Source organism: Pedobacter sp. AK013, from assembly GCF_014205835.1.
Taxonomy (GTDB): domain Bacteria; phylum Bacteroidota; class Bacteroidia; order Sphingobacteriales; family Sphingobacteriaceae; genus Pedobacter.
Genome location: NZ_JACHCQ010000002.1, coordinates 119,143 through 140,393, shown reverse-complemented (window position 1 = coordinate 140,393; position 21,251 = coordinate 119,143). Strand labels below are relative to the sequence as shown.

At 36.6% G+C, this 21,251-nt stretch carries 19 protein-coding genes; all 19 read right to left on the bottom strand.

The window, feature by feature from the left end; genetic code table 11:
* Positions 1–6 precede the first annotated feature (6 nt).
* Positions 7–1,071 carry a GNAT family N-acetyltransferase gene (locus HDC90_RS01885; protein WP_255497445.1) on the bottom strand — a complete coding sequence of 355 codons (1,065 nt, stop codon included), beginning with the start codon at positions 1,069–1,071 and terminating at the stop codon, positions 7–9.
* Positions 1,072–1,095: 24 nt separating this feature from the next.
* The gene (locus HDC90_RS01880) at positions 1,096–2,133 is read right to left on the bottom strand and encodes a GNAT family N-acetyltransferase (protein ID WP_184463298.1); all 1,038 of its coding nucleotides are present in this window, start codon (positions 2,131–2,133) and stop codon (positions 1,096–1,098) included.
* A 35-nt stretch (positions 2,134–2,168) separates the two neighbouring features.
* The gene (locus HDC90_RS01875; RefSeq protein WP_184463296.1) at positions 2,169–2,663 is read right to left on the bottom strand and encodes a GNAT family N-acetyltransferase; all 495 of its coding nucleotides are present in this window, start codon (positions 2,661–2,663) and stop codon (positions 2,169–2,171) included.
* The gene (locus tag HDC90_RS01870) at positions 2,660–3,631 is read right to left on the bottom strand and encodes a hypothetical protein (protein WP_255497444.1); all 972 of its coding nucleotides are present in this window, start codon (positions 3,629–3,631) and stop codon (positions 2,660–2,662) included. The genes HDC90_RS01875 and HDC90_RS01870 overlap by 4 nt, the downstream gene beginning before the upstream one ends.
* A gap of 11 nt (positions 3,632–3,642) precedes the next feature.
* Entirely contained in the window at positions 3,643–4,446 is an 804-nt protein-coding gene (locus tag HDC90_RS01865; RefSeq protein ID WP_184463294.1) for a phytanoyl-CoA dioxygenase family protein, read from the bottom strand.
* Positions 4,447–4,498: 52 nt separating this feature from the next.
* Complete coding sequence (locus HDC90_RS01860; protein ID WP_255497443.1) at positions 4,499–5,653, bottom strand: glycosyltransferase family 4 protein; 1,155 nt, start codon at positions 5,651–5,653, stop codon at positions 4,499–4,501.
* 78 nt (positions 5,654–5,731) lie between these two features.
* Positions 5,732–7,120: a polysaccharide lyase family 1 protein gene (locus tag HDC90_RS01855; protein WP_184463292.1), complete on the bottom strand. Its 1,389-nt coding sequence runs from the start codon at positions 7,118–7,120 to the stop codon at positions 5,732–5,734.
* A 221-nt stretch (positions 7,121–7,341) separates the two neighbouring features.
* Positions 7,342–8,433 (bottom strand): NAD-dependent epimerase, encoded by a 1,092-nt coding sequence (locus HDC90_RS01850; protein ID WP_184463290.1) that lies wholly within the window; start codon positions 8,431–8,433, stop codon positions 7,342–7,344.
* 118 nt (positions 8,434–8,551) lie between these two features.
* Positions 8,552–9,634 (bottom strand): glycosyltransferase, encoded by a 1,083-nt coding sequence (locus tag HDC90_RS01845; RefSeq protein ID WP_184463288.1) that lies wholly within the window; start codon positions 9,632–9,634, stop codon positions 8,552–8,554.
* 15 nt (positions 9,635–9,649) lie between these two features.
* Positions 9,650–10,543, bottom strand: coding sequence for a hypothetical protein (locus tag HDC90_RS01840; RefSeq protein WP_184463286.1), 894 nt, complete (start codon positions 10,541–10,543; stop codon positions 9,650–9,652).
* Positions 10,544–10,552: 9 nt separating this feature from the next.
* Complete coding sequence (asnB, locus tag HDC90_RS01835) at positions 10,553–12,394, bottom strand: asparagine synthase (glutamine-hydrolyzing) (RefSeq protein WP_184463284.1); 1,842 nt, start codon at positions 12,392–12,394, stop codon at positions 10,553–10,555.
* A 20-nt stretch (positions 12,395–12,414) separates the two neighbouring features.
* Entirely contained in the window at positions 12,415–13,515 is a 1,101-nt protein-coding gene (locus HDC90_RS01830; protein ID WP_184463282.1) for a glycosyltransferase, read from the bottom strand.
* 6 nt (positions 13,516–13,521) lie between these two features.
* Entirely contained in the window at positions 13,522–14,124 is a 603-nt protein-coding gene (locus tag HDC90_RS01825) for a sugar transferase (RefSeq protein ID WP_184463280.1), read from the bottom strand.
* Positions 14,121–15,395: a DegT/DnrJ/EryC1/StrS aminotransferase family protein gene (locus HDC90_RS01820; RefSeq protein WP_184463278.1), complete on the bottom strand. Its 1,275-nt coding sequence runs from the start codon at positions 15,393–15,395 to the stop codon at positions 14,121–14,123. The genes HDC90_RS01825 and HDC90_RS01820 overlap by 4 nt, the downstream gene beginning before the upstream one ends.
* 57 nt (positions 15,396–15,452) lie before the next feature.
* Entirely contained in the window at positions 15,453–16,670 is a 1,218-nt protein-coding gene (locus HDC90_RS01815) for an O-antigen ligase family protein (RefSeq protein ID WP_184463276.1), read from the bottom strand.
* Entirely contained in the window at positions 16,667–17,761 is a 1,095-nt protein-coding gene (locus HDC90_RS01810; protein WP_184463274.1) for a glycosyltransferase family 4 protein, read from the bottom strand. Before HDC90_RS01810 ends, HDC90_RS01815 begins: the two co-directional genes overlap by 4 nt.
* Positions 17,762–17,767: 6 nt before the next feature.
* Complete coding sequence (locus tag HDC90_RS01805) at positions 17,768–18,640, bottom strand: glycosyltransferase (protein ID WP_184463272.1); 873 nt, start codon at positions 18,638–18,640, stop codon at positions 17,768–17,770.
* Positions 18,641–18,651: 11 nt separating this feature from the next.
* Positions 18,652–19,809, bottom strand: coding sequence for a DegT/DnrJ/EryC1/StrS aminotransferase family protein (locus tag HDC90_RS01800; protein ID WP_184463270.1), 1,158 nt, complete (start codon positions 19,807–19,809; stop codon positions 18,652–18,654).
* Complete coding sequence (locus HDC90_RS01795) at positions 19,806–21,248, bottom strand: lipopolysaccharide biosynthesis protein (protein WP_184463268.1); 1,443 nt, start codon at positions 21,246–21,248, stop codon at positions 19,806–19,808. The genes HDC90_RS01800 and HDC90_RS01795 overlap by 4 nt, the downstream gene beginning before the upstream one ends.
* Between the last annotated feature and the right edge of the window lie 3 nt (positions 21,249–21,251).

Sequence of the window (21,251 nt, the reverse complement as noted above, 5' to 3'; positions counted from 1 at the left end):
TAAAGTTTATTGAGGTATCATTCTATAAAGGGGAAAAAAGTCAGCATTTACATGTATTTGGTTACCCGATTTTTCTACTAACTGGTTATAAACAGCTTTATTGGCAATAAAACGCCAACTGTAATAATCTAAAACCATATTCGAGAAGCCTAGCTTCCATTCTAAGAGCGAATCTTCTCTATAACCTAGTCCGCCACCTAAATGATAGTATTTCATATTCCATTTACGGCCTAATTCGCTAATTTCATCAACCAGAAATTTAGCCGGAGAATTTTTAAGAAATTGAGCATTAGTAGCAATTAAGTGCCCCTCTATAATGCCTTTAGTACACATAATTATACTGCCGCAAACTAAATCATCGTTTGAATAAACCAAGATTAACTTACAGTCGAATTCTTGGGCCCGAACAAGCTTAGTAAAGTATTCTTCGGTAAAAAGATAAAAATCAGTAGCACTGATGCGGTTCATATTAGATTGATAGAGCTTCGTGAAAGCAGCAATATCTTCCTGAGCCGTAGTTTCTACAGAAACATAACCAAACTTTCTACACTTCTTAATGCTATCTCTTGTTGTTTGCCTATACTGTTTCCGTTGCTCTTCAATACTTTGTTGTAGGTTAATAACAACCGTTTTTCCATTTTGATATATGCTATCCGTTTTTTTTAACAGAATATTTTGATCAAAAAAAGGATGAAGCCTGGAGAAAACAGAAACGTAGCTGCCTTTATATAAAAATGCTGAAAAAGCGTTTAGAAAATTTCTTTTCAACCTCTCGCTTATATCGCTAAATTTAAGGTTAGAAACCGGACCCGAATAACCATAAACGCAATGTAAATCGTAATATGGTGTACCTTGAATGGCGCGTTCTAATAAAGGTAGAGCGATAAAGTTATTGGCTTCGCAATACACAAATAAAATGGGCCTTCCGTTGGTTGCCATAGCATGGTAGTGCCAGGTATGATAAAAATCATAATCGGCAGCCATGCTAATGTACTTTACCCAATCATCCTTTTGTGTTAAAGTTAATTGCAAAGTAGTGCCATTAGCATTATTTTCAACTAGCATATCCATTTATATAAGAGAGTTAATAATTAATTATGAAGCAATTACAGGACTACGGTAGAGTGGGAAAAAATCAATAGTCGAAAAGGGATCAAGCGATCTTTCGCTTAAGAGTGTATTGTATAATTCGTTATTGGCAATATACCGCCAACTATTAAATTCGAAGCATAGATTAGAGAAACCCATCTTCCAGCCGAAAAGGGTGTCTTCTTTAAAATTAACACCACCACCCAGATTAAAATATTTATAACCCAATTGTCTACCAATTACGGTAATTTCGTCGGTTAATAATTTAGCTGGCGATTCGAACAGGTAAATGGTTCTGGTAGCCAAAAGGTGTACTTGCATAATTTCTTTAGTGCAAACTACAATTGCCCCCGATATGGCTATTCCATCTTTATACACCAAAAAAAGCTTACTATCAAATTCGTCAGAAGAAAGCAGCGCAACGAAATAAGCATTATTAAAGAGATAACGGTCTTTAGCACCTATTCTGATCATATTTTCGGTATATATTTCAGAAAATATGCTCGCATCATTAATATCGGTAGAAATTCTGACTTCATAATCCCGCTTTCGCAGGCGTCGGATTTTTTCTTTTACACTTTTTCTGTAACCTGCCCGCTGACTTTCAATGCTGGTGGTTAAATCAATCACAACTGTTTTCCCATTGGCGTATACCCCTGAAAACTTCTCCATTAACCTTTCCTGATTAAAGAACGGGTGCAATCTGGAAAAAACAGTTACATTTTGACCGGTTTCAAGAAATGCGATGAACGTATTTTTAAAACGTTCCATAAAATCATCGTCAAGCGTATTGAAGTCCATGTTTGAAATGGGACCAGTGTATCCATACACCGATGTAAAATCAAAAAAATCAGAACTGGGAATATTTCTCTTCAAAAGCGGAAAAGCAATGTAATTTTCGTCTTCCTCATATACAAACAGTATAGGAAAACCACTTTTATCTAAAGAATGGTAATACCAGGTGTGATAAAAATCGTAATGCAAAGCACGCTTTACATATGCAGACCACTCTTGTTTATCATCAATTGTAATAATCTTTCTCATTTTGAGCTATTAAATTGGGGTAGATTGTAAATAGATCAATTTGCGGTAAGTAAAACAGAAGAATTAATTACCATTTTTATAAAATCTTCCCGTTGTGAAACAGGTTTAAAGCCAACTTTTTTATAAATGGCGTAAGCAGCCAGGTTATCTGAGTGTACTTCTAAAAAGATGTTTTTAAGATTAAGGTTGTAAAAGGCATATTTTAGCAACATTAAAGAAGCGTTATAACCTATGCCTTTTCCCCAGTATTTCTTTTCGCCAATAAAGAGGTGAAATTCTGCACTATCGTTTTCAATATCGAGCAACTGAATATTGCCGATGTATTCATTTGTATCTTTTACACAGATGGCAAAACGTTTTTCGTTAGTCAGATTTAATTTGTTTAATAGCCACTGTTTTTCAACCTCGGCGGTAATGGGATCTTTTAACACAAATTTGGTGTACGACCACACTTCAGGATCGTTTCTCCATCTATACGACACATCAGCATCTTTTAATGCTAATGGCCTTAAGTATATTTGCGTGTTCATATGAGCGATTTTAAAGCGTTAACAATTACTTTCATATCTGCTAAGTTGTAGCGGTGATCGATTGGCAATGAAACAAGATGTTTGGCTAAGAAGTATTCATAACTATCAACATGTGCCCATTCGTAAACGTTAGGCCAATAAGTGGCCACAAATATTTTTTGATCGATGAGCTGCTGTTTTGCCGATGGGTTTTCTATCAATAATGGGTAAACCATCGGAACATCTTCCCCTGAAAAGTTTAACCTCAAGATATTTTCCCGTCCTAAGTGTTCGTTCAGGTAAACAAAGTTCTTTCTTCTGGTCTCAGCGTACTTATCATAATCAATACTAGCAAGAATGGTTTCTGTTAAAGCCGACATCCTTTTGATTTCGTTATTGCACAACTGCTTGTTGTTTTCTATATAATCGGTATACCCCTCTTCGATGTTGATATCGATACTTTTAATCAGGTGAGAAAACCGATCTATTGATTGATCTTGTTTTAAATTTAAACCCAACGTACTCGATATATTGAGATAGGCGCCATCTGGTACGCCGAAAAACTTGCGGCATGAGTAAAAAGTGTCGCAATCGTTTATCGGTTTACAAAAAAAAGCTTGCGCATTATCTATTATCAGGTTCTTGATTTTTTTAGTTAACCTTTTAACGGTCTCGGTTTTAAGTCCGAAGTAATTGGTGTAAAGCAGGCAGCAACGCTCGCCTATCTCAAAATCTATAACCGGATCTAAATCTTCATCTATATGGTAAAAGTGATATTGTACATTTAATTTTTTGAGTGGTTCGAGCAAAACCTCACAGGTATAGTACGGAAGGTATATGCTAGAATATTTTCTTGTCCTTAATACATACTCCAATGCATTTCTGCCTGTATTAAGAGCAATTAAATCAGGATAATAACTCTCTCCTTTTGATAATTCGAGAGGGATATAGCCACCAATAGTTTTGGCTGAGTGCATTTCTGTTTCCATAGTATTATCCTCTACCCTTGATCTGCTTTATACATCCTGTTTTCTGGAGGCCTGTAATATTCCTGTAAACTAGCTGGCACCCTGGCATTGTAACCGATAATCTGCCTTAAATCGCTATCTATTTTTTCGCCAAATTCATATCCTAAAAATCTAGGATAATCGAATTGTTGTTTAATATAAGGTTTGGTAAAACCTAAGGTTAAGGCTCTACGCTGTTTGCGGGTAAAATTAATGCCCCCTGCATGCCAGATATTGGAATCGAATAGTATAATGCTTCCTTTTTTAGCTATAGCTTGTTTAGCAAAAGCTTTAAAGTGCTTTTCTTCGGGTTTGATATCCAATTTATGAGAGCCCGACAAAAAGTGCGTGGCACCATTAAATATGGTAAAATCATCCAGTACAATAATCATCTGGATCATAAACTTAAATTCAGACGAAAATGTACGTACATCGCGATGGATATTCTGGATATAAGACTTGCTTTTTTTGGTGTTAATTACTCCGTTTATCCCATTAAGAATGTAGTTTCCGCCCAAAAAATCACGTATTTCTCTATGACAGTACAACTTACTCAAAAGCTCAATCGCGAAATTATCTTTCTCAAGCAAATGATGTAACGTTCCCTCCATATTCTCCTCAATTCCATTTAAAACCTGTATCTCTCTTCTTAACAGGTAAGAAGTTTCAAAACCTGTGGTTATTTCTGAAATTAATTTCTGATTGATTGCCTTTTCATACACAACCCATCCATACTCATCAATAGCTTCCCTAAAGTCGGCTAAAGTTGCTCGTTTGTAAATAAATGTATTGTTCACAATTTTAGGTTTAGTTTATTTATTTGGTTAGTTGTTGATGTGTAAAGGGTAGTTAAGCCTGTAAGCGCATAATCTTAAAGAGCGCCGCATTAACGATATTTACATCAAATTTTGTTTTTGCAAATTCATGCGCTTTGTTTCCAAAGGAGATAATATCATCACTGTTTGTAATAAAATGCGCCATTTTATTGGCTAGAGCACCAGCATCTTTAACCGGAATAAGAAATCCGTTAGCCTGTTCAGGATCATTATTAACCGTTTCCCGGCAACCTACAGAGTCGCAGGTAATAACAGCCCTGCCTATAGCCATTCCTTCAAGTATACAGCGTGGAACACCTTCACCATAATAAGAAGGAAGCACCATTACCGATGAACGCTCAATATCCGGCCGCACATCATCAACCTGCCCTATGTACTGAATGGTGTCTCCACTGGTAATTTTTTGATACAATTCAGGTGCAATAGCATCGATATTTGGATCGTATGGCCCAATCAATTTAAAAATGGCTTGTGGGAACCGTTGTTTGGTTAATTTAGCGGCATCGTAATATTCTTTAATACCTTTTGCATTGATAAGCCTCGATACCATTAAAAAAGTTACGGGCGAGGAACTTGGTTTGGAATAGTAATAATGACTTAAGTCTACGCCCGAGCCGTTTACCACATAAACCTGATGTTTTTTATTCAGGATCTTGAGGTCGATTAAACGTTGAGAATCGTCTTTGTTCTGAAAAATAATACTTAAGTGTGGGTTGGGTTTCAGACTCAACTTTAATAATAACCTCGTTATTTTAACAATTAGTTTATTGCTTGAAGAGTTATCGGTAAAATTATACCCCAAACCGGTAAGCATGGGAGCAATCAATTTAACTTTGCAGATTTTAGCTAAGAAAGAACCATAAATAACAGGTTTAAATGTGTAAGGAAAAAAAATATCTGGCTTTATTTGTCTGATGAGTTTATACAACGAAAAGATAAACTGTAAATCGGATAAGATGGAAACGTTACTACCGTCTAATTTACTTTCGTACGTAATTACATTTAGTTCTTTCAGTCTACTTCGAACCGATTCTTGTTCAATTTTTGGCGTAAACACATAAACCTGGTTATGTTGCTGCATCTTTTCGATTAATTTCCCTCTAAAATCTAGCAGGGATCTGGAAGAGTCGCAGACGATAAAAATTTTTTTCCTGGTTATATTCATCATGTCAAAATTTTAATTTAAACTGCAAAGCCACCTATCCAGGTGGCTTATTGCAGAAAAAATATGAAGGTTTTGCTTTACCTACTTGGCACCAGCATTTGCCGTAACAATTGCAGGCACACTAGCCGCATCGTTAAGGAATGATTTGTACTCATACTCTGGAACCCAGGTAGAAACTGCCGTCGTTATATTGTTTGCACCGCATTTATCGTAAATATTGGTGGTAATACCACTAAAATATCCTTCCGGATCGCTTGCCACTTTTGTCGTTAATGGTTTAACACAGTTTGAGAAATATTCATTATCTGTTCTTACTATACCACCCGCTCTTGTACCGATAGAGTAGCCAGAGTTGTTAAGGTGATAGTTGTTAAACATATGTACACTGCCATAGTTCATTGATGGTTCTCTTTCGGTAACATTATACCACATATTGTGGTGCATGGTTACGTGTAGTTTGCCTTTATCAGCTTCGTGCCCCACAATACCGCCACTAATTAGTACTGATAGGTTGGTATCATGGAATTTACTCCAAGAAACAGTTACGTAATCAGATTCTCTGGTAATGCAAATATCTTTACCCCAATACTCCCAACCATGGGTACGATCTGTAGAGAAATCGCAATGATCTACCCAAACATGATGAGCAGCTTCTTTAATTTGCACTGCTGCCTGTTCTACATAGTTTTTAAAGGTAATGTTCTGAACTATAATGTTACTTACTGTATAAATAAATAAATTCACCCCTTCTATAACAGCTCCAGATTTACCAATAATAGATTTGTTTGATTTTACATAAACAATATCCTTACCAGCGCCTTTGATGGTGCCGCTCACATAAATAGTACGTGTAACGTTATCGCCAACAGCAGCTTTTAATTGATCGAGTGTGGTTACCGTAGTTTCAACACCACCCTGACCACCAGTTGTTTTACCATTTACCAAAGCATAACCTACTAAAGCAGAATTAATGGTATTAGCAGGCGGGGTTACGGTTTCTGCTGGTGGTAAAACAGCGCTTGTGGTGCCCATTACATAAGTATAAGAACGGCCGTTAGTTCTTGGGTCGGTATTGTCTGATGCTGAAAATATTACCGTAGTGCCCCAGTGGCTAAACCTACCTTTACCTAAATTCCTGATATCGTCGTGTACACTATGGGCAGGACCAAGTTCTACTCCGTTTTCAAATAATCTTAAAATCGATTGTTCTTTTGAAGTAGAATTGTCGCCGCCAGGAATTGATTCTGAAATTTTATATGCATAACCTCCTTCAGATTTTACACCTGTAAGGCTTAATTTACCTGTGCTGCCACTTGTTGCTGCTATTATTGATGTTGAATCGCTAGAAAACAATTCTGTACTGTTGGCCAATTTATCATCAGCTTTCACACTTTTTTTACAATTACTAAAGAAGATAATTGTCGTTAACATTAAACCAATTAAACTCACTTTTTTAAACAATTTTGTCATTCTCTGCATTTTTTATTTTTTTTAAATTTACAACTTAACGCTATATGCGATAAATGAGTATATTTAATAAAATGCAGTTAAAACGCTGATAATTAAATAATAGGCTTAATATTCGGCATTACTTATACTGTAAACCAATTGCTTACAGATAGTAAAATGACAGTTAAAAAATTCAGTTAAGTGAAATTTATTATACATCTAGTTTACATAGCTATGACAAACTAAATTGTAATAGGTGCCGTTTTTGTCACCAACTGTAAATTTGGGTGGTAAAATGCTGTAAACCAGTTTACAAAATTCTTTACACCTTTGTGCACAGAAACAGATGGTTCATAATTTAGCAGGTTTTTCAAATCATCAATATCTGCTGATGTTTCGGCCACATCACCATCTTGCATGGGCATAAATATTTTTTGCGCGGTTAGTCCGGTTTCTTTTTCAATTTCTTCAACAAAATCTAGCAGGTTAACGGGCGCTCCCCTCCCAATATTAAATACGGCGAAAGGTGCTGCCGATGTAGCTGGATCAGGGTTTTGGTTATTCCAGTTCGGGTTTGCCCGGGCCGGTTGATCAAAAACGCTTACAATACCTTCAACAATATCATCTACATAGGTAAAATCTCTTTTCATTTCACCATTATTAAAAACTTCAATTGGTTTGCCTTCTAAAATTGCTTTTGTAAACAAGAACAAGGCCATATCTGGGCGGCCCCAAGGACCATAAACTGTAAAGAAACGTAAACCAGTAGTTGGTAAATTAAATAAATGGCTATATGCATGTGCCATTAGTTCGTTACTTTTTTTAGATGCTGCATATAATGAAACCGGATGGTCTACACTATCGTGCGCAGAAAATGGCATTTTTTTATTTAATCCATAAACACTGGAAGAGCTGGCATACAATAAATGGCCAACTTTGAAATGGCGGCTACACTCCAGGATATTTAAAAAACCTTTAATATTTGCTTCTATATAGGCATCTGGATTAGTTAAACTGTACCTAACACCTGCCTGCGCGGCTAGATTGCAAACCGCATCGAACTGATAAGTTTTAAAGCAATTTTCTAAACTTTCTTTATCGCAGATATCCAACTTTATGAAAGTGTAATTTTCATACCTATCGCTTACCTGAGGAATACCATAAACCGAATCGACATGGTTGATACCAGTTTGCGCTAAACGGGCATGTTTTAGGTTTACATCATAATAATCGTTAATGTTATCAATGCCAACAACAACATCTCCTCTTTCCAACAAGCGTTTTGCTAAATGGAAACCAATAAATCCGGCTGTACCGGTAATTAAAATTTTCATAAAATTTAAGTTTGAGAAACAGTTAAGAATGGCCTCGAAAAGGCTTGATTGTTTATTTTAAGGATACAGCAAAGCATCCCATCAAGAAATGCGGTAATGGTTTGTATATATTTTTGGCTTAGTTTTGCTTATATAAGGCGTTTAAAATAGATTGAGCAAATATCTCGGGTCTACGGGTGTACAAATATTCCATCGCCGTTTCAGGATCTTGATGTTGGTTGTCCTTTAATTTTTCGCTCATTGCTTTGGCAAGTGCTTCTACATTGTTTACCTCAACTTTGCCTATGGATGGGATTTCGCTTATTCCACCTGCGCAAAGCGTAGATACTACAGCGCTATTTACGGACATCATTTCTAACAGCACATTCGGAAAACCTTCCTTTATGGACGATACCACGCAAAGCTTGGCTTGTTTAAAATATGGAGCCGGATTATCTATCTGCCCTTTTAAAAAAACTGAATCGCTTAAACTATTCTCCTGAATAGTATTGATTAATGATGCTTTTTCTTTTCCTTCTCCCAGTAAGAACAATTTCAGTTTGGGGTGCTCGTGTTGAATGAGTTTAAAAGCTTTAATCAAAATCGGAAATCCTTTTTCCGGAATCAACCTTCCTGCAGAGCAAATAAAATCTAATTTGGCATCGCCATTAATTAAAGGCTGTCCAGATTTAGCAATAATTTTATTAAAATCGATGGGATTGGGTTGTACTAATATATTTTGCTTCGATAAAAATTTATTATGATCAAGCAGCTGTATTTTCATTAATGTGGTTTGGCAAACCACTAAGTCTACGGCCGGATACCCCAGGCTGTAAATGATTTGATAAATGTGTTTTTTAATTCCGGTGAAACGGGTAAAAACAGAGGTACATTCGCGTACAATTAATTTCGGCCTGAGGTAGCCTATACGCTTTAAAAACCCAAAAAAAGCATTTAAATACGGATGTGTGCTCATTACCACATCGTCCTTTTTATATTTTCGGAGCAGTAGTATCATTTTTACAAGCCCCCATAAAATTGTTTTTTTAGATAAGTATCTTTTGAAAATGCCATCAGAAATTTTAAGCCCGTTAAAAGCATGTTTCTTTAAAAAGTACATTTCGCCATTAACTTGCGTAGCCATCATCAACAGCACATTCTCTGCCCCGTTGGGGGCATCAGTTAACGAAATGAAAATCATTCTTCTTTCACGTGTAGTCATATTTCAAATGGCGATTTATCTTTTTTTAAGATTCCGAACAATTTTTTTGAAGGGCATTATCAAGCTTAACACTTTCCGCTTACCGTCTATTACAATAATGTTGTTGGCGAAACTGATGTTGTGAAGTCCTTTGTTGTATGATTTATCTGGTAATATTTCGAATTTATTGGTGGTTGTAAATGTTTTTTCGCTCAGTGCTTCAATTTCGTTAATGATAATTGAACCTCCGTAACGGTTAATTGGGTTTTGTGTGGGGCGGTATAGCGTTTCACCAACTTTAAATAAACTTCCAGCAGCCCTGCAAAATTCTTTTTCTACAGGGATGGGGTTCTGATAATGCCCGGTGTATTGACCGTTTAAAGTTTTTGAATGATAAATGTACAAGTGATTTTGATCTCCGGATATACTGCTAAAAAGCCAATATCTATTTTCATGATAAATAATCGAACTATCCACAAAAGCTTTTCCGCTAACCAACACTTTTATTTTAGTTAACTGGTTTGGATGATCCTGATCAACCTGATAGAGTGCTATTTCTTTCGCTTCTGCTGTTTCCGGAATACAGTACAAACATCCATTTTCTTCAATAAGGTATGGATAAGATAAATGGATGGCCTCTGGCTTAATGCCCTGCACTTTCTTCTTGTTTTTGAAGTCGAATCCATCAATCATCATAATCTCACCCTTCCCTTTCCAAAAATCCAGTTCTTCGTAATATATCCTTGGTCTATCATTTATACTCACCACAAAAGGATCAGCAGCATAATCGATGATATCTTCTTGTAACCAGTTTATTGCTGTGCCAAGCTTTTTTGTGCTGATCAGCTCTTCAGGCGTTTGATAAACAAAACCAATGTTCCATTTATCGGCAGTGAATATTTTATTAAAAAGATTAACTGTTGCATTCATTGTATTATGTTATACTAATAATGAAACTTTATCTGCCGTTGATTTATTTTTAATTAACCATTGAGAGAGTACCAGCAATTTCCATATCTGTGGATACCTGTTCCATTTTCCTGTCATATGCTCATTGATAATTTCTTGTGTCCTTTTTAAATGAATGCCGGGAATGTTCTTCAAATTATCGGCTGATAAATTATCCATTACATAATCTTTTAATTCGTTTCTGAACCAGTGCTGGAATGGCATGGTAAAGCCAGCTTTTGGCCTATCGAACATATGCGCAGGAACACGATCGAACAATAAATCTTTTAATATCCGTTTTTGGTTTCCGTTGGTGTATTTAAATGCTGTGGGCAGGGTTCTAGAGAACTCGATTACCCGATAATCCATTAAAGGAGATCTCGACTCTAGAGAAAAGGCCATTGATGCGCGGTCTACTTTCGTATTAATATCTCCATTTAAATAGGTTTTAATATCAAAATCAGAAATACGCTCTAACAAGGGTTTAGATGGATTGGTTAAAATATGCATCAGTGGATTATGCTTGGCCAGATCGGGTTGTTTTACCCACGAGTTTTCCATATTGCCAAACATCTTTACGTATAATTTTTCTACGTCTTCCATAGAAATGCCCATGGCAATTAATTTATGCCGGTAACTTGGCGATTGGTTAATTATGCCTGCCAATGCTTTTCTAATGCCGTGTGGTGCATAAAACAGGCTGTTTATCTGTTTTATCCATTTATAACGATGATATCCTAAAAAAGCCTCATCTCCAGCATCACCACTCAATGCAACAGTTACATGTTTCCTAGTATTTTTACTGAGCAACATGGTAGGTATTGCACTCGAATCGGCAAAAGGCTCATCATAAAAACGGTTAAAGTTTTCAATTAAGTCAATACCATCATTGTAATTACACTCAATAGTATAATGATCGGTACCCAAATGTTTAGCAACCTGATTGGCGTAAGCACTTTCATCGAAACCTTTTTCGTTAAATTTTATAGAGAATGTTTTAACATGGTCTATTTCTTTTGTTGCCAAAGCTGCAATTAACGATGAATCTATCCCACCTGATAAAAATACACCTAATGGTACATCAGCATTCATCCTGATTTTAACTGCATCGGCCAAAATAAGTGCTAAAGCTTCTTTAGCTTCTTCGTAACTACCATTAAATTTGTTCTTCCAGCCATAATCCAAAGTCCAGTATTCGGTAATTTTAAGCTGATGAGACTTAAGGTCATATTTAAAATAATTAGCTGCAGGTAATTGCTTTACCTCTGCGTAAATAGATTGAGGCTCTGGAAGATAACCCCAAATTAAATATTGATTAATGGCTTCTTCGTTAACACTTAGGTTTCTCTCTATATTGATTTGCGAGGGTTGGCTTGCAAATTCGAACGAGAGGTGATTGTGTGCATAATAAAATGGTTTTTTACCAAAGCGGTCTCTGGCACCAAACAGTTCGTTTTTATGGCTATCATAAATTACAAAAGCAAACATCCCGTTAAAACGGGTTAGGCAATCGGTACCATATTCCAGATAAGCTGCGCATATTACTTCGGTATCAGAGCTGGTGTTAAACTGGTAGTTTTTCCGTTCCAGATCTTTTTTAATGTCTTTGTAGTTGTATATTTCTCCGTTAAAAACAATATGGAGGTGCATATACGAGAAGGGTTGATTGGAGCGGGCATCAAGATCGATAATAGCCAGTCTATTGTGCGCAAAAATAACCTGATCGTAATGTTGAATACCGGTATAATCTGGACCTCGAAAACTGATTCTTGCCATTTTTTCACGGATAGTACCGTTTGAATAAGGTATGGTTGTGCCGTATATTCCACACATAGCAATAATATTTTAGATTGTTAACTGATTAATTCTTCATATTGGGCGCTGATTTTATCCAGCGCACATTTCTGGTATACATGCTGCCTAATTGCTGTTGGGTTCCATTGATCTTGGGTGCAAGCCTTGATAATTTTCTGTCCAAAGCCTTGCAAATCATCCTGCCCTAAAACATAGCCGTTAAAGCCATCAATAATTAACCCTGGAATTCCGCTCACCTTAAAGGTTACCACGGGCAAACCTACTGTAAGCGCTTCTAAAACCACATTTGGAAAACCTTCGGTATAAGAGCTTAACACCATTAAATCGTGCTGAACCATCACCTCGTGAATGTTTTTAATTTCTCCTAAAATTTTAAGTCTATGATCGAGCTGCAGGTCCTTGATTTTGGCTTTAATCTGCTCTTTTAATATCCCGGTACCTACAAAATCGAGATAATAATTTTCGGGCAAGTTTGCCATAATATCAACCAACCGCTCTAAACCTTTTTCCAATGCAAAACGGGCCACAACCAATAACCTATAAATCTTATCTGGCGCTTTAACCTGTTTTATTTTATTGGTTTGTAATACTGGATTGGCAATAACCCTGATTAGCTCCTGGTTGACATGATAAGTCTCAATCAACGATTGTTTCATTTCTTCCGATTGGCAGACGATTTGTTTGTAACCCCGATAACTTGCACTGGCAAAAAGTTCGTAAAACCTCGATTTAAATCCCTCAAACAATCTTTGTTCGTGAGGAATATTAGAAGCCCTTGCAATAAGCACAGGGATTTTTAAAAACCGCCCTACCAGCGATACCAAAATATTGATGTGATCGGTAGTGGAAAAAACGGCATAGGGTTCTTCTTTTTTTAACAGGTTATAAAGCGCAAAAAAAGACTTAGATGCTTTTTTGGTTTTTAAATCGATAAAACGGACATGATCTAAATCCATCGAGAAACAATTCACAGTTGAATCTAAAATCACAATGGTTACATCAAACTTATCTTTGTTAAATCCTTGGGCCAAATTCCAGAACACCCGTTCTGATCCACCTGAGGTTAACGAGCTGAGTATAAAGAAAACTTTCTTCTTCAGGTTAACTTCTTCGTTAATAGTTTTTTGAGAAGCGTACATATTATTTTAGTTGATGACAATTCTATTAATCGTTAACAAAATAATTTTGAAATCGGTTAGGATATCATTATGATTGATATACCTCATGTTCTGTTTTATTTTTGCGGGAATAATGCGTTCCACATAATAAGTTTCAGGGTCTTCGGCATGTTTAAGCAGTTCATTTTCATTGCAGAACGCTACCGAAGCCCAATCGGTAATACCAGGCTTAACGGATAAAACATAACGCTGTTCATCATTATAGAGGTTTACATATTTTCTAACTTCTGGCCTCGGACCAACAAGACTCATCTGCCCTTTTAAAACATTTAACAGTTGTGGCAATTCATCGAGTTTATATTTCCTTAGCCAATAACCCAGTCTGGTAATGCGGGTGTCGCGGTTCCCGATAGTGAGTAAACTATGGTTACTTTGTACAACACGCATGGTTCTAAATTTTACCAGATGAAAATCTTTCATGTTTCGCCCCACCCTGATCTGTTTAAAGATGATTGGCCCCTTAGAATCGAGCTTAATCAAAATTGCAATCAGGATTAAAAGCGGGCTAAAAAGGATTAGGAATATGCTTGCGAATACCACATCAAATACTCTTTTTTTATTCTTTTTCATAATGCAATTGCCATTTGTTTATGCGGGGTAAATGCTTCTTCAGAAGTTTTAATGCGGTTATTTAATTGTATCTTCACACAACTGATAACCGAATTGATAATGAACTCGATCTCTCTTATTGTTAATTGCGGGTAAATAGGAAGTGAAATTTCGTTTGCATAGTTCTGATACGCCATTGGGTAATCTTCAATTTTATAACCCAGATTTTTAAACAGGGTGAGCATCGGCATTGGAATAAAGTGAACATTGCTGGCAATGCCTAACGATGCAAGGTCATCAATAACCTGATCCCTTTGTTCTTCTGTAAGCCCCTTAACGCGCATTGGAAAAAGATGGTAGCATGATTCTCTTTGTGTACTTACCAGTGGTGGAGCGATAAACCAATCTTCGTCCTGAAAACCATCACAATAACGTTGGGCAATTTTTTTTCGTTGCGGCAAAAGTTCTTGGTTATATTTTCTGATCTGTGCAAGACCAATAGCTGCACAGATATCGGGCATATTGATCTTTAGTCCCTCGAATAAAATATCGTAGCGCCAGCCTCCACCTCGCGATTTAGAAAGTGCATCTTTATTTTGTCCATTAAGTGTATACATCTTTAAATAGTGGTATTCTGCCTCTGAATTAAATGGATATGGAAGATTTAAACATATGGCGCCACCTTCTGCTGTGGTTATATTTTTAACCGCATGAAAAGAAAATATAGTTACATCACATTTTTGAGCGGCCGGTTTATCATGAAATAAACTACCGATTGAATGGGCCGCATCTGAAATTAACAGGATTCTTTTTAACAGGGATTGTTTTTCTGATTCGCACCTAAATTTTTTCTGTACTTTATGGTTTGTAATCAGTTCTTCCAAAGCTGTATAATCGCATGGCCAGCCTGCAATATCTACTGCAATTATGGCTTTTGTTTTAGTAGTAATTGCCGCCTTTACTTTATCCGGATCGATGTTAAAATCATCCAATATATCAACCATAACCGGTGTAGCCCCACAATGAAGAACGGCTAAAGCTGTAGCACTATAAGTATACGCTGGGATAATAACTTCATCACCGGCTTTAACACCAAACCACTTTAACATTAAAACAGCTCCGGATGTCCAGGAATTAACACATACCACTTCATTTGTTCCGGTGATACTTTTAATTTCTTGCTCTAGGGCTTTCACTTTAGGACCCGTTGTAATCCATTTATTGTTTAGGGTATCTAATACCTCATCGATCACAGATTGATCGATAAACGGCGGTGAAAATGGAATGTTCATGTTCGTTAATTTAATTATGGTAATTTAAAATCTGCATAGTTAGGATAACCCGAACGGCTAATTGTATTGAAGCAGAATGGAGTCTTCCATTTTGATTTTAGAGAGTTGTAAAATGGCAAAATAGAGGAACAATGTAGGGCCACTTGTAGCCAGAAGCCACTCGTTATGGAAAAATGAATTGATGGATATGGCCAGAAAAGAACAGCTTAAACAGACCAGGAGTGCATTTTTCTTATCTTTGATATGCAGAAAGGCATAAAAAATAATCTTCCCTACTTTTCGATATAATAAAATGAGTAAAATAAAACCCAGCAAAGGCCCTAAATAAGTAATGAACATTAAATAAGCATTATGGGAAGTAATTACAACAGGCCCTTTTTTGTAAACAAAGTTGTGCTGAACTACATCGTTCCAGGTTTTTCCATAAAACAATAACCCAAAAGGATAATCGGTTATAATTTGGATGTTCTCTCCCATCAAATCGCCACGCTCTTCTTTACCCCTCGCATTTTCGGCACTTTTATTTAAAATATTCTGCTGCTTCTTACCTTCAGAAAATTGTTCAATTGAACTTTGTGCAATAAAAAAGATAGCACAAAACACAGCGAATATTAAAATTGACCTAGCTTTATAATAGCTTAAGAAAAATAACCCCGTTACAACTGCAAAAGCTACTAAAACCGACCGTTGCATACCAAAGAAGATAAGAGAAAGCGCTAAGCCGAATAAGAGCAGGTTAATTAGCCAGCTTCTTTTAAACAGTATGGCATTAATAACTAGAAACGGTGTTAAAGCAGCCATTTGGTAGCCGAAAGTAAAAATAGTGGTCGAAATACCAGCTGGCGCCTGCAATACATCTTCCTGCACTAAAAGCGAACGGATGGCTGCCATATTATACTGGTGATCGATAAACATGATGATTCCAGAAAGCAGCAATACACCAAAGAAAAACCCGACTGCGATGTTCATTCGCTTTAAATTGGTACCGATAACGTAATTGAATAACAAGGCAAAACAACCCGCAACAATTAATAGTGCAAAAAAACCGGTAACATCTGACTGGCCTATAAGATAAAAAAACAGGGCAGCGATAAAGAAAACAAATAACTCTTTGCCATAAAGAAAGCCAGTTTCTTCTGTTCGGAAGAAATAGATTAACGGTGCCAGGAAAACCATTGGTGCCGGAATCCTAAAAACCCCAGTCATGAAGATGTTGAATGTTGTTACGTAAACGTAGGCAAACAACAAAAAGAGAAACATTATTTTTTTAATCATGACATGATGAGTTGCTCCCAGTTGGCCGAAATACGCTCAATAGAATTTGTTTCGTTGATCGATTTTGCTTTTTCTGAAAATTTCCTTCTTAAATATTTGTTATTAAGTATTTTACTAATAGATAACGAAAGTTCTACTATATCTCCTTTAGCAACCAGAAACCCATTAACTCCGTGTTTAATAATCTCTGAAGGGCCAAACTCACAATCCATTGCAACACAAGCACATCCCATTCCCATGGCCTCTACCAGTACATTTGGGTAACCTTCACTTCTGGAAGAAAGCACAAAAACTTCAGCCTGTGTATAATAGTCTTGGAGATTAGATTTAAAGCCAATCAACTTGACTTTATTTTTTAGGTTTAAATCGGCGATCTGTCGTTCGAGACTTGCCCTTTCGGGCCCTTCTCCTGAGATTAAAAGATCCACATCAGCCAAATCCAGGTTTCTGTAAGCTTCAATAAGATGGTCGAAGCCTTTTTCGTGACATAACCTGCCAACAGAGAGTATAAATCGTTTACTGTGAACAGGGCTTGCGTTTGAATGAGAAAAGTGATGGATTGGATTATGTATGGTTCTAAAATTATGTAGTGTTTCGAACTGTTTAATTCTTTTAAACCCTTTAAACATTTCAAATGCAGGCAGTACAATGGCTTTCGATTTTCTATAAATGTGGAATACAATCCACTGCAGCAATTTATTGTATTGACGTAAGGTATACGCTGGTGCTGTTCTTTCAGAAACCAGATAGGGTAAGCCTAAAATTACACAACATAAACCTGCCCAAACATTGGCAGATGTCATAAAACAGATGGTACAAATTGGTTTTTCCTTCTTTAGTACACGAAGGAGCCGATAAAAAGTTAAATAAGCATACCTGAGCCTGTTGAAAAGACTTTGATGATCTTTTCGCTTAACCAGATTTATGATATTAACTTTTTTATTTATTTCATACCTAACTCCTGCTGTGTTTAGACAAATCATGGTAACACTACAATCTTTATCGCTGAAGTGGTTAGCCAGATTACTAATTACCCGTTCTGCACCGCCACCTTCTAAACTGTTGATGACGAAACATAATTTAGTAGCCATTTCGAATTAGTTTACAATCGTTTTAATAGTCTGAAAAGCGTTTCTAAATGTTTTATATTTCACTTCAAAGAAGAAGTATTTTTTAAAGTAGAAGTACAAAAGCCTGGTTTTCTGCAAACCGGTATAAGTGAAAATCCTAATAATGAGATAAAAGTCGCTCAGTTGCATTTTCTTTAACGGAACATAAGATACAGGGCTCCAGATACCGCCAGGATGACGCCTGTAGCAGCTCATTACTTCTGGCAAAACATATACTTTTTTACCCGTTATCCAAGTGCAATAAAGTTTTAATAACTTATCGCAGGCATAACATTTTAAAAGCCAGTCGTTTTTATAAAGATTCTTAATGGGATCTATATTGCGATAAACAATAGTTGCGGTACAGGTTTCTGCTTGTTTGTTCACAATCAGATCATTAAAGCTATACTGTAATGGAATTGGGTTAAAATCCATGTAAATCAACTCAGTATCATCAAAATTAATTTCGCGGGTATAGTGGCAGCACATCACGTATTCAGGATTGTTCTCTAAAAAATCAACCTGTTTTTGCAACTTGTTCGGATCAGTCCAATAATCGTCACCATCGCAAGTGGCAACATATTTCCCCCTGGTTTCTAAGGCCACACGAATAACGTTTTTAGTAGCACCAATGTTCTGAGGTGCTATTAAGCGTTTAATTTTACCGGGATGTTTTGCAATATATTCATCAATAATCTCTGTTGTTCCATCTGTAGAACAGTCATCGCCAATAATAATTTCTGTTTTGAAATTACATTGCTGCATCAGAAATCCGTCCAGCGCTTTCGCAATAAATTTACTGTGGTTATAAGTGATGCAAAAAATGCTAACCATTATATCAGTATCGTCTTGTTTCATCATAGAAGCCGCTATTAATGGCCATTAACTGCCATGCCAATTCTACCATTAACCAATGTGCCATAATCGGCAAGTTTAACCACTTGTTTTTTGCGGTAATTCTGCGTTCTTAAAATAATCCTGACCACTAGATCCTGATCGGCACCGGTTAAGGTGTGGTAAAGCGGTAAACACATAATGCGTTTAGAAATAGAATCGCATATCGGCATAGTTATCTTCGCGATGTATGGCAACGCTGATAACGATGGATAAAAATACCGCCTGCAATACACCTGAACCAGTTCTAACTGCTTCATGCAATCGAGCATAACTTCTTCCGATTTAAAAATTACAGGATAGTATGCATAATTAAATTCAGTATCGGCCTGGATCACCTGAAACTGAGCTTCAATTTTATTCAATCGCATTTCGTAATGCAGTGATAGTTCTTTGCGTTTGTTTAAAATCTGGTCGATATGTTTTAAATTGCAGAGGCCCATTGCGGCATGAAATTCGGAGTTTTTAGCATTGGTGCCGATCTCCGAAAAAGTATCTACCCCACTATAACCGAAATTACGCATCAACGCCATTCTCTTTAAAATTTCAGGATTCTGGGTAAAAACCGCACCGCCTTCAATGGTATGAAAGAGTTTAGTGGCATGGAAGCTTGTTGTGCTTACATCGCCATAAGCGAAGATCGATTTACCTTTATATTTTGTACCAAAACAATGAGCGGCATCGTAAATTACTTTTAGTTTATGTTTTTTTGCAATGCGGTCTATCGCTTCGATATCGCAAGGGTTTCCAAAAACGTGTGTAGCTAAAATTGCCGAGGTATTAGGCGTAATGGCTGCCTCAATTTTATTGGGATCTATGTTAAGGGTATTTTCATCTATGTCAACAAAAACTGGTTTACAGCCTTGCCAAACAATACTGCTGGTGGTAGCTACAAAAGAAAAAGGTGTGGTAATAATTTCACCTTTTACCTCTAAAGCTTGTATGGCCAATTGTAATGCAATAGTACCATTAGTTACGTATAACAAATGTGGCAGACCTAAATATTGCTGTAACTTTAGCTCCAGCTCATTTACTAAGGGACCATTATTGGTGAGCCACTGTCTGGCCCAAATGCTACTTACATAGCTTTTAAAATCTGCCTGTTTCGGCAAAAAGGGTTTAGTTACAGGTATCATTGTTTGAGGATTAATTGTTTAAAATCAATGAGTGCAGCTAGTTTGATGCTGCTACTTATACCGAGGTAAAAACTGCCATAAATGATGCTTATGCCAACTATGCGCAAAATATTATTGATGTGATAATGTGCTAAACACCAAGCATCAAGATAATAACAAGAAGCACCTAACAGACTAGATAACATTAAAATAGGTACAACATCATAAAGTTGTTCTTTAAGTGGATAATTGATTAATTTACCACTGTATATTGAATTGATATAATAGGCGAAAACTGTAAAGAAGAGCTGAAAATATAGAAGCCCCATAATGCCAAATGGAATTGCACAGATAATTCCGATTACACTTAGCCCCTTTTTTAAAATTTCCAATTTCAAAAACTGGCCGCTATGACCTTTAACTTTTAAAATATTCAGGTTGTATGCGTGTAAGGGATATAAAATACCGGCGATACATAAAATCTGAAAATAAGGCACAGCAGGCAGCCATTTATCGGTTAAAAGCAAGGAGATTAAAGGTTGAGCAATAAGTGCTAAAAAAATTAGGATGGGTGCATTCCAGAATAACACTTGTTGCATTAATCTTCGGTAAACCATTTTGAGCTTTACATCATCATTGCTGATGTTCGAAAACATGGGATAGGTTACTTTACTAATGGCTGTAGAAATAATCCCAATGGGCAACTGACTTAAACTATCTGCCCTGGCATAAAAACCCAATTGGGATGCTGCATAAAAGCGACCAATAATAACGGTATATAAATTTTGATAAATGGTATCCAACAGTCCGGAAAGCGTCATCTTGTAGCCAAAATGAAAGTGCTTCCTGAAGCTTTTTTTATTAAAAATCAGTCGCGGCCGCCAATCTGAGTAAAACCAATGTAATGCGGTAGAAATACTTGCACTCAGTAAACTCATCCAAACCAAACTCCAGGTTCCGTAACCATTTTTTGCCAGGTAAATACCTAAACAACCACCCAGCACTACTGCAGGTATTTGAATGACCGTTTGCAGTTTGAATTTCATTTCCTTAGTTAATAAAGTACTCTGGATGCTGAAAAAGGCGTTGATTAAAAACGTTAAACCGTAAACTCTAACAATATCGGTAAGCAAGGGCTGTCTGTAAAAGCTGGCAATTAGCGGTGCTGCAAAGAACAAAACACCATACACGATGATGCTCCCAAACAGGTTAAAGAAAAATATGGTTGAAAAATCTTTTTGTCCAGCAGTCCTTGTGCGGATTAGTGACGATGTTAAGCCACTATCCATTAACGAATTACCTACAGCAATAAAAATAGATAGCATTGCGATTAAGCCAAATTCTGCAGGGCTTAATAAGCGGGCCAATATAACGGTAACGAACAGGTTTATAAATTTAACACTAAACTGCTGTCCAATCGACCATATAATGCCCGATCGCGCTTTATATGTTAAACTCATGAT

Excerpts from the sequence above, each read along its gene's own strand:
- HDC90_RS01885 (WP_255497445.1), bottom strand. The coding sequence starts at position 1,071 with ATGGATATGCTAGTTGAAAATAATGCTAATGGCACTACTTTGCAATTA.
- HDC90_RS01880 (WP_184463298.1), bottom strand. The coding sequence starts at position 2,133 with ATGAGAAAGATTATTACAATTGATGATAAACAAGAGTGGTCTGCATAT.
- HDC90_RS01875 (WP_184463296.1), bottom strand. The coding sequence starts at position 2,663 with ATGAACACGCAAATATACTTAAGGCCATTAGCATTAAAAGATGCTGAT.
- HDC90_RS01870 (WP_255497444.1), bottom strand. The coding sequence starts at position 3,631 with ATGGAAACAGAAATGCACTCAGCCAAAACTATTGGTGGCTATATCCCT.
- HDC90_RS01860 (WP_255497443.1), bottom strand. The coding sequence starts at position 5,653 with ATGATGAATATAACCAGGAAAAAAATTTTTATCGTCTGCGACTCTTCC.
- HDC90_RS01855 (WP_184463292.1), bottom strand. The coding sequence starts at position 7,120 with ATGACAAAATTGTTTAAAAAAGTGAGTTTAATTGGTTTAATGTTAACG.
- HDC90_RS01850 (WP_184463290.1), bottom strand. The coding sequence starts at position 8,433 with ATGAAAATTTTAATTACCGGTACAGCCGGATTTATTGGTTTCCATTTA.
- HDC90_RS01845 (WP_184463288.1), bottom strand. The coding sequence starts at position 9,634 with ATGACTACACGTGAAAGAAGAATGATTTTCATTTCGTTAACTGATGCC.
- HDC90_RS01840 (WP_184463286.1), bottom strand. The coding sequence starts at position 10,543 with ATGAATGCAACAGTTAATCTTTTTAATAAAATATTCACTGCCGATAAA.
- asnB (WP_184463284.1), bottom strand. The coding sequence starts at position 12,394 with ATGTGTGGAATATACGGCACAACCATACCTTATTCAAACGGTACTATC.
- HDC90_RS01830 (WP_184463282.1), bottom strand. The coding sequence starts at position 13,515 with ATGTACGCTTCTCAAAAAACTATTAACGAAGAAGTTAACCTGAAGAAG.
- HDC90_RS01825 (WP_184463280.1), bottom strand. The coding sequence starts at position 14,124 with ATGAAAAAGAATAAAAAAAGAGTATTTGATGTGGTATTCGCAAGCATA.
- HDC90_RS01820 (WP_184463278.1), bottom strand. The coding sequence starts at position 15,395 with ATGAACATTCCATTTTCACCGCCGTTTATCGATCAATCTGTGATCGAT.
- HDC90_RS01815 (WP_184463276.1), bottom strand. The coding sequence starts at position 16,670 with ATGATTAAAAAAATAATGTTTCTCTTTTTGTTGTTTGCCTACGTTTAC.
- HDC90_RS01810 (WP_184463274.1), bottom strand. The coding sequence starts at position 17,761 with ATGGCTACTAAATTATGTTTCGTCATCAACAGTTTAGAAGGTGGCGGT.
- HDC90_RS01805 (WP_184463272.1), bottom strand. The coding sequence starts at position 18,640 with ATGATGAAACAAGACGATACTGATATAATGGTTAGCATTTTTTGCATC.
- HDC90_RS01800 (WP_184463270.1), bottom strand. The coding sequence starts at position 19,809 with ATGATACCTGTAACTAAACCCTTTTTGCCGAAACAGGCAGATTTTAAA.
- HDC90_RS01795 (WP_184463268.1), bottom strand. The coding sequence starts at position 21,248 with ATGAGTTTAACATATAAAGCGCGATCGGGCATTATATGGTCGATTGGA.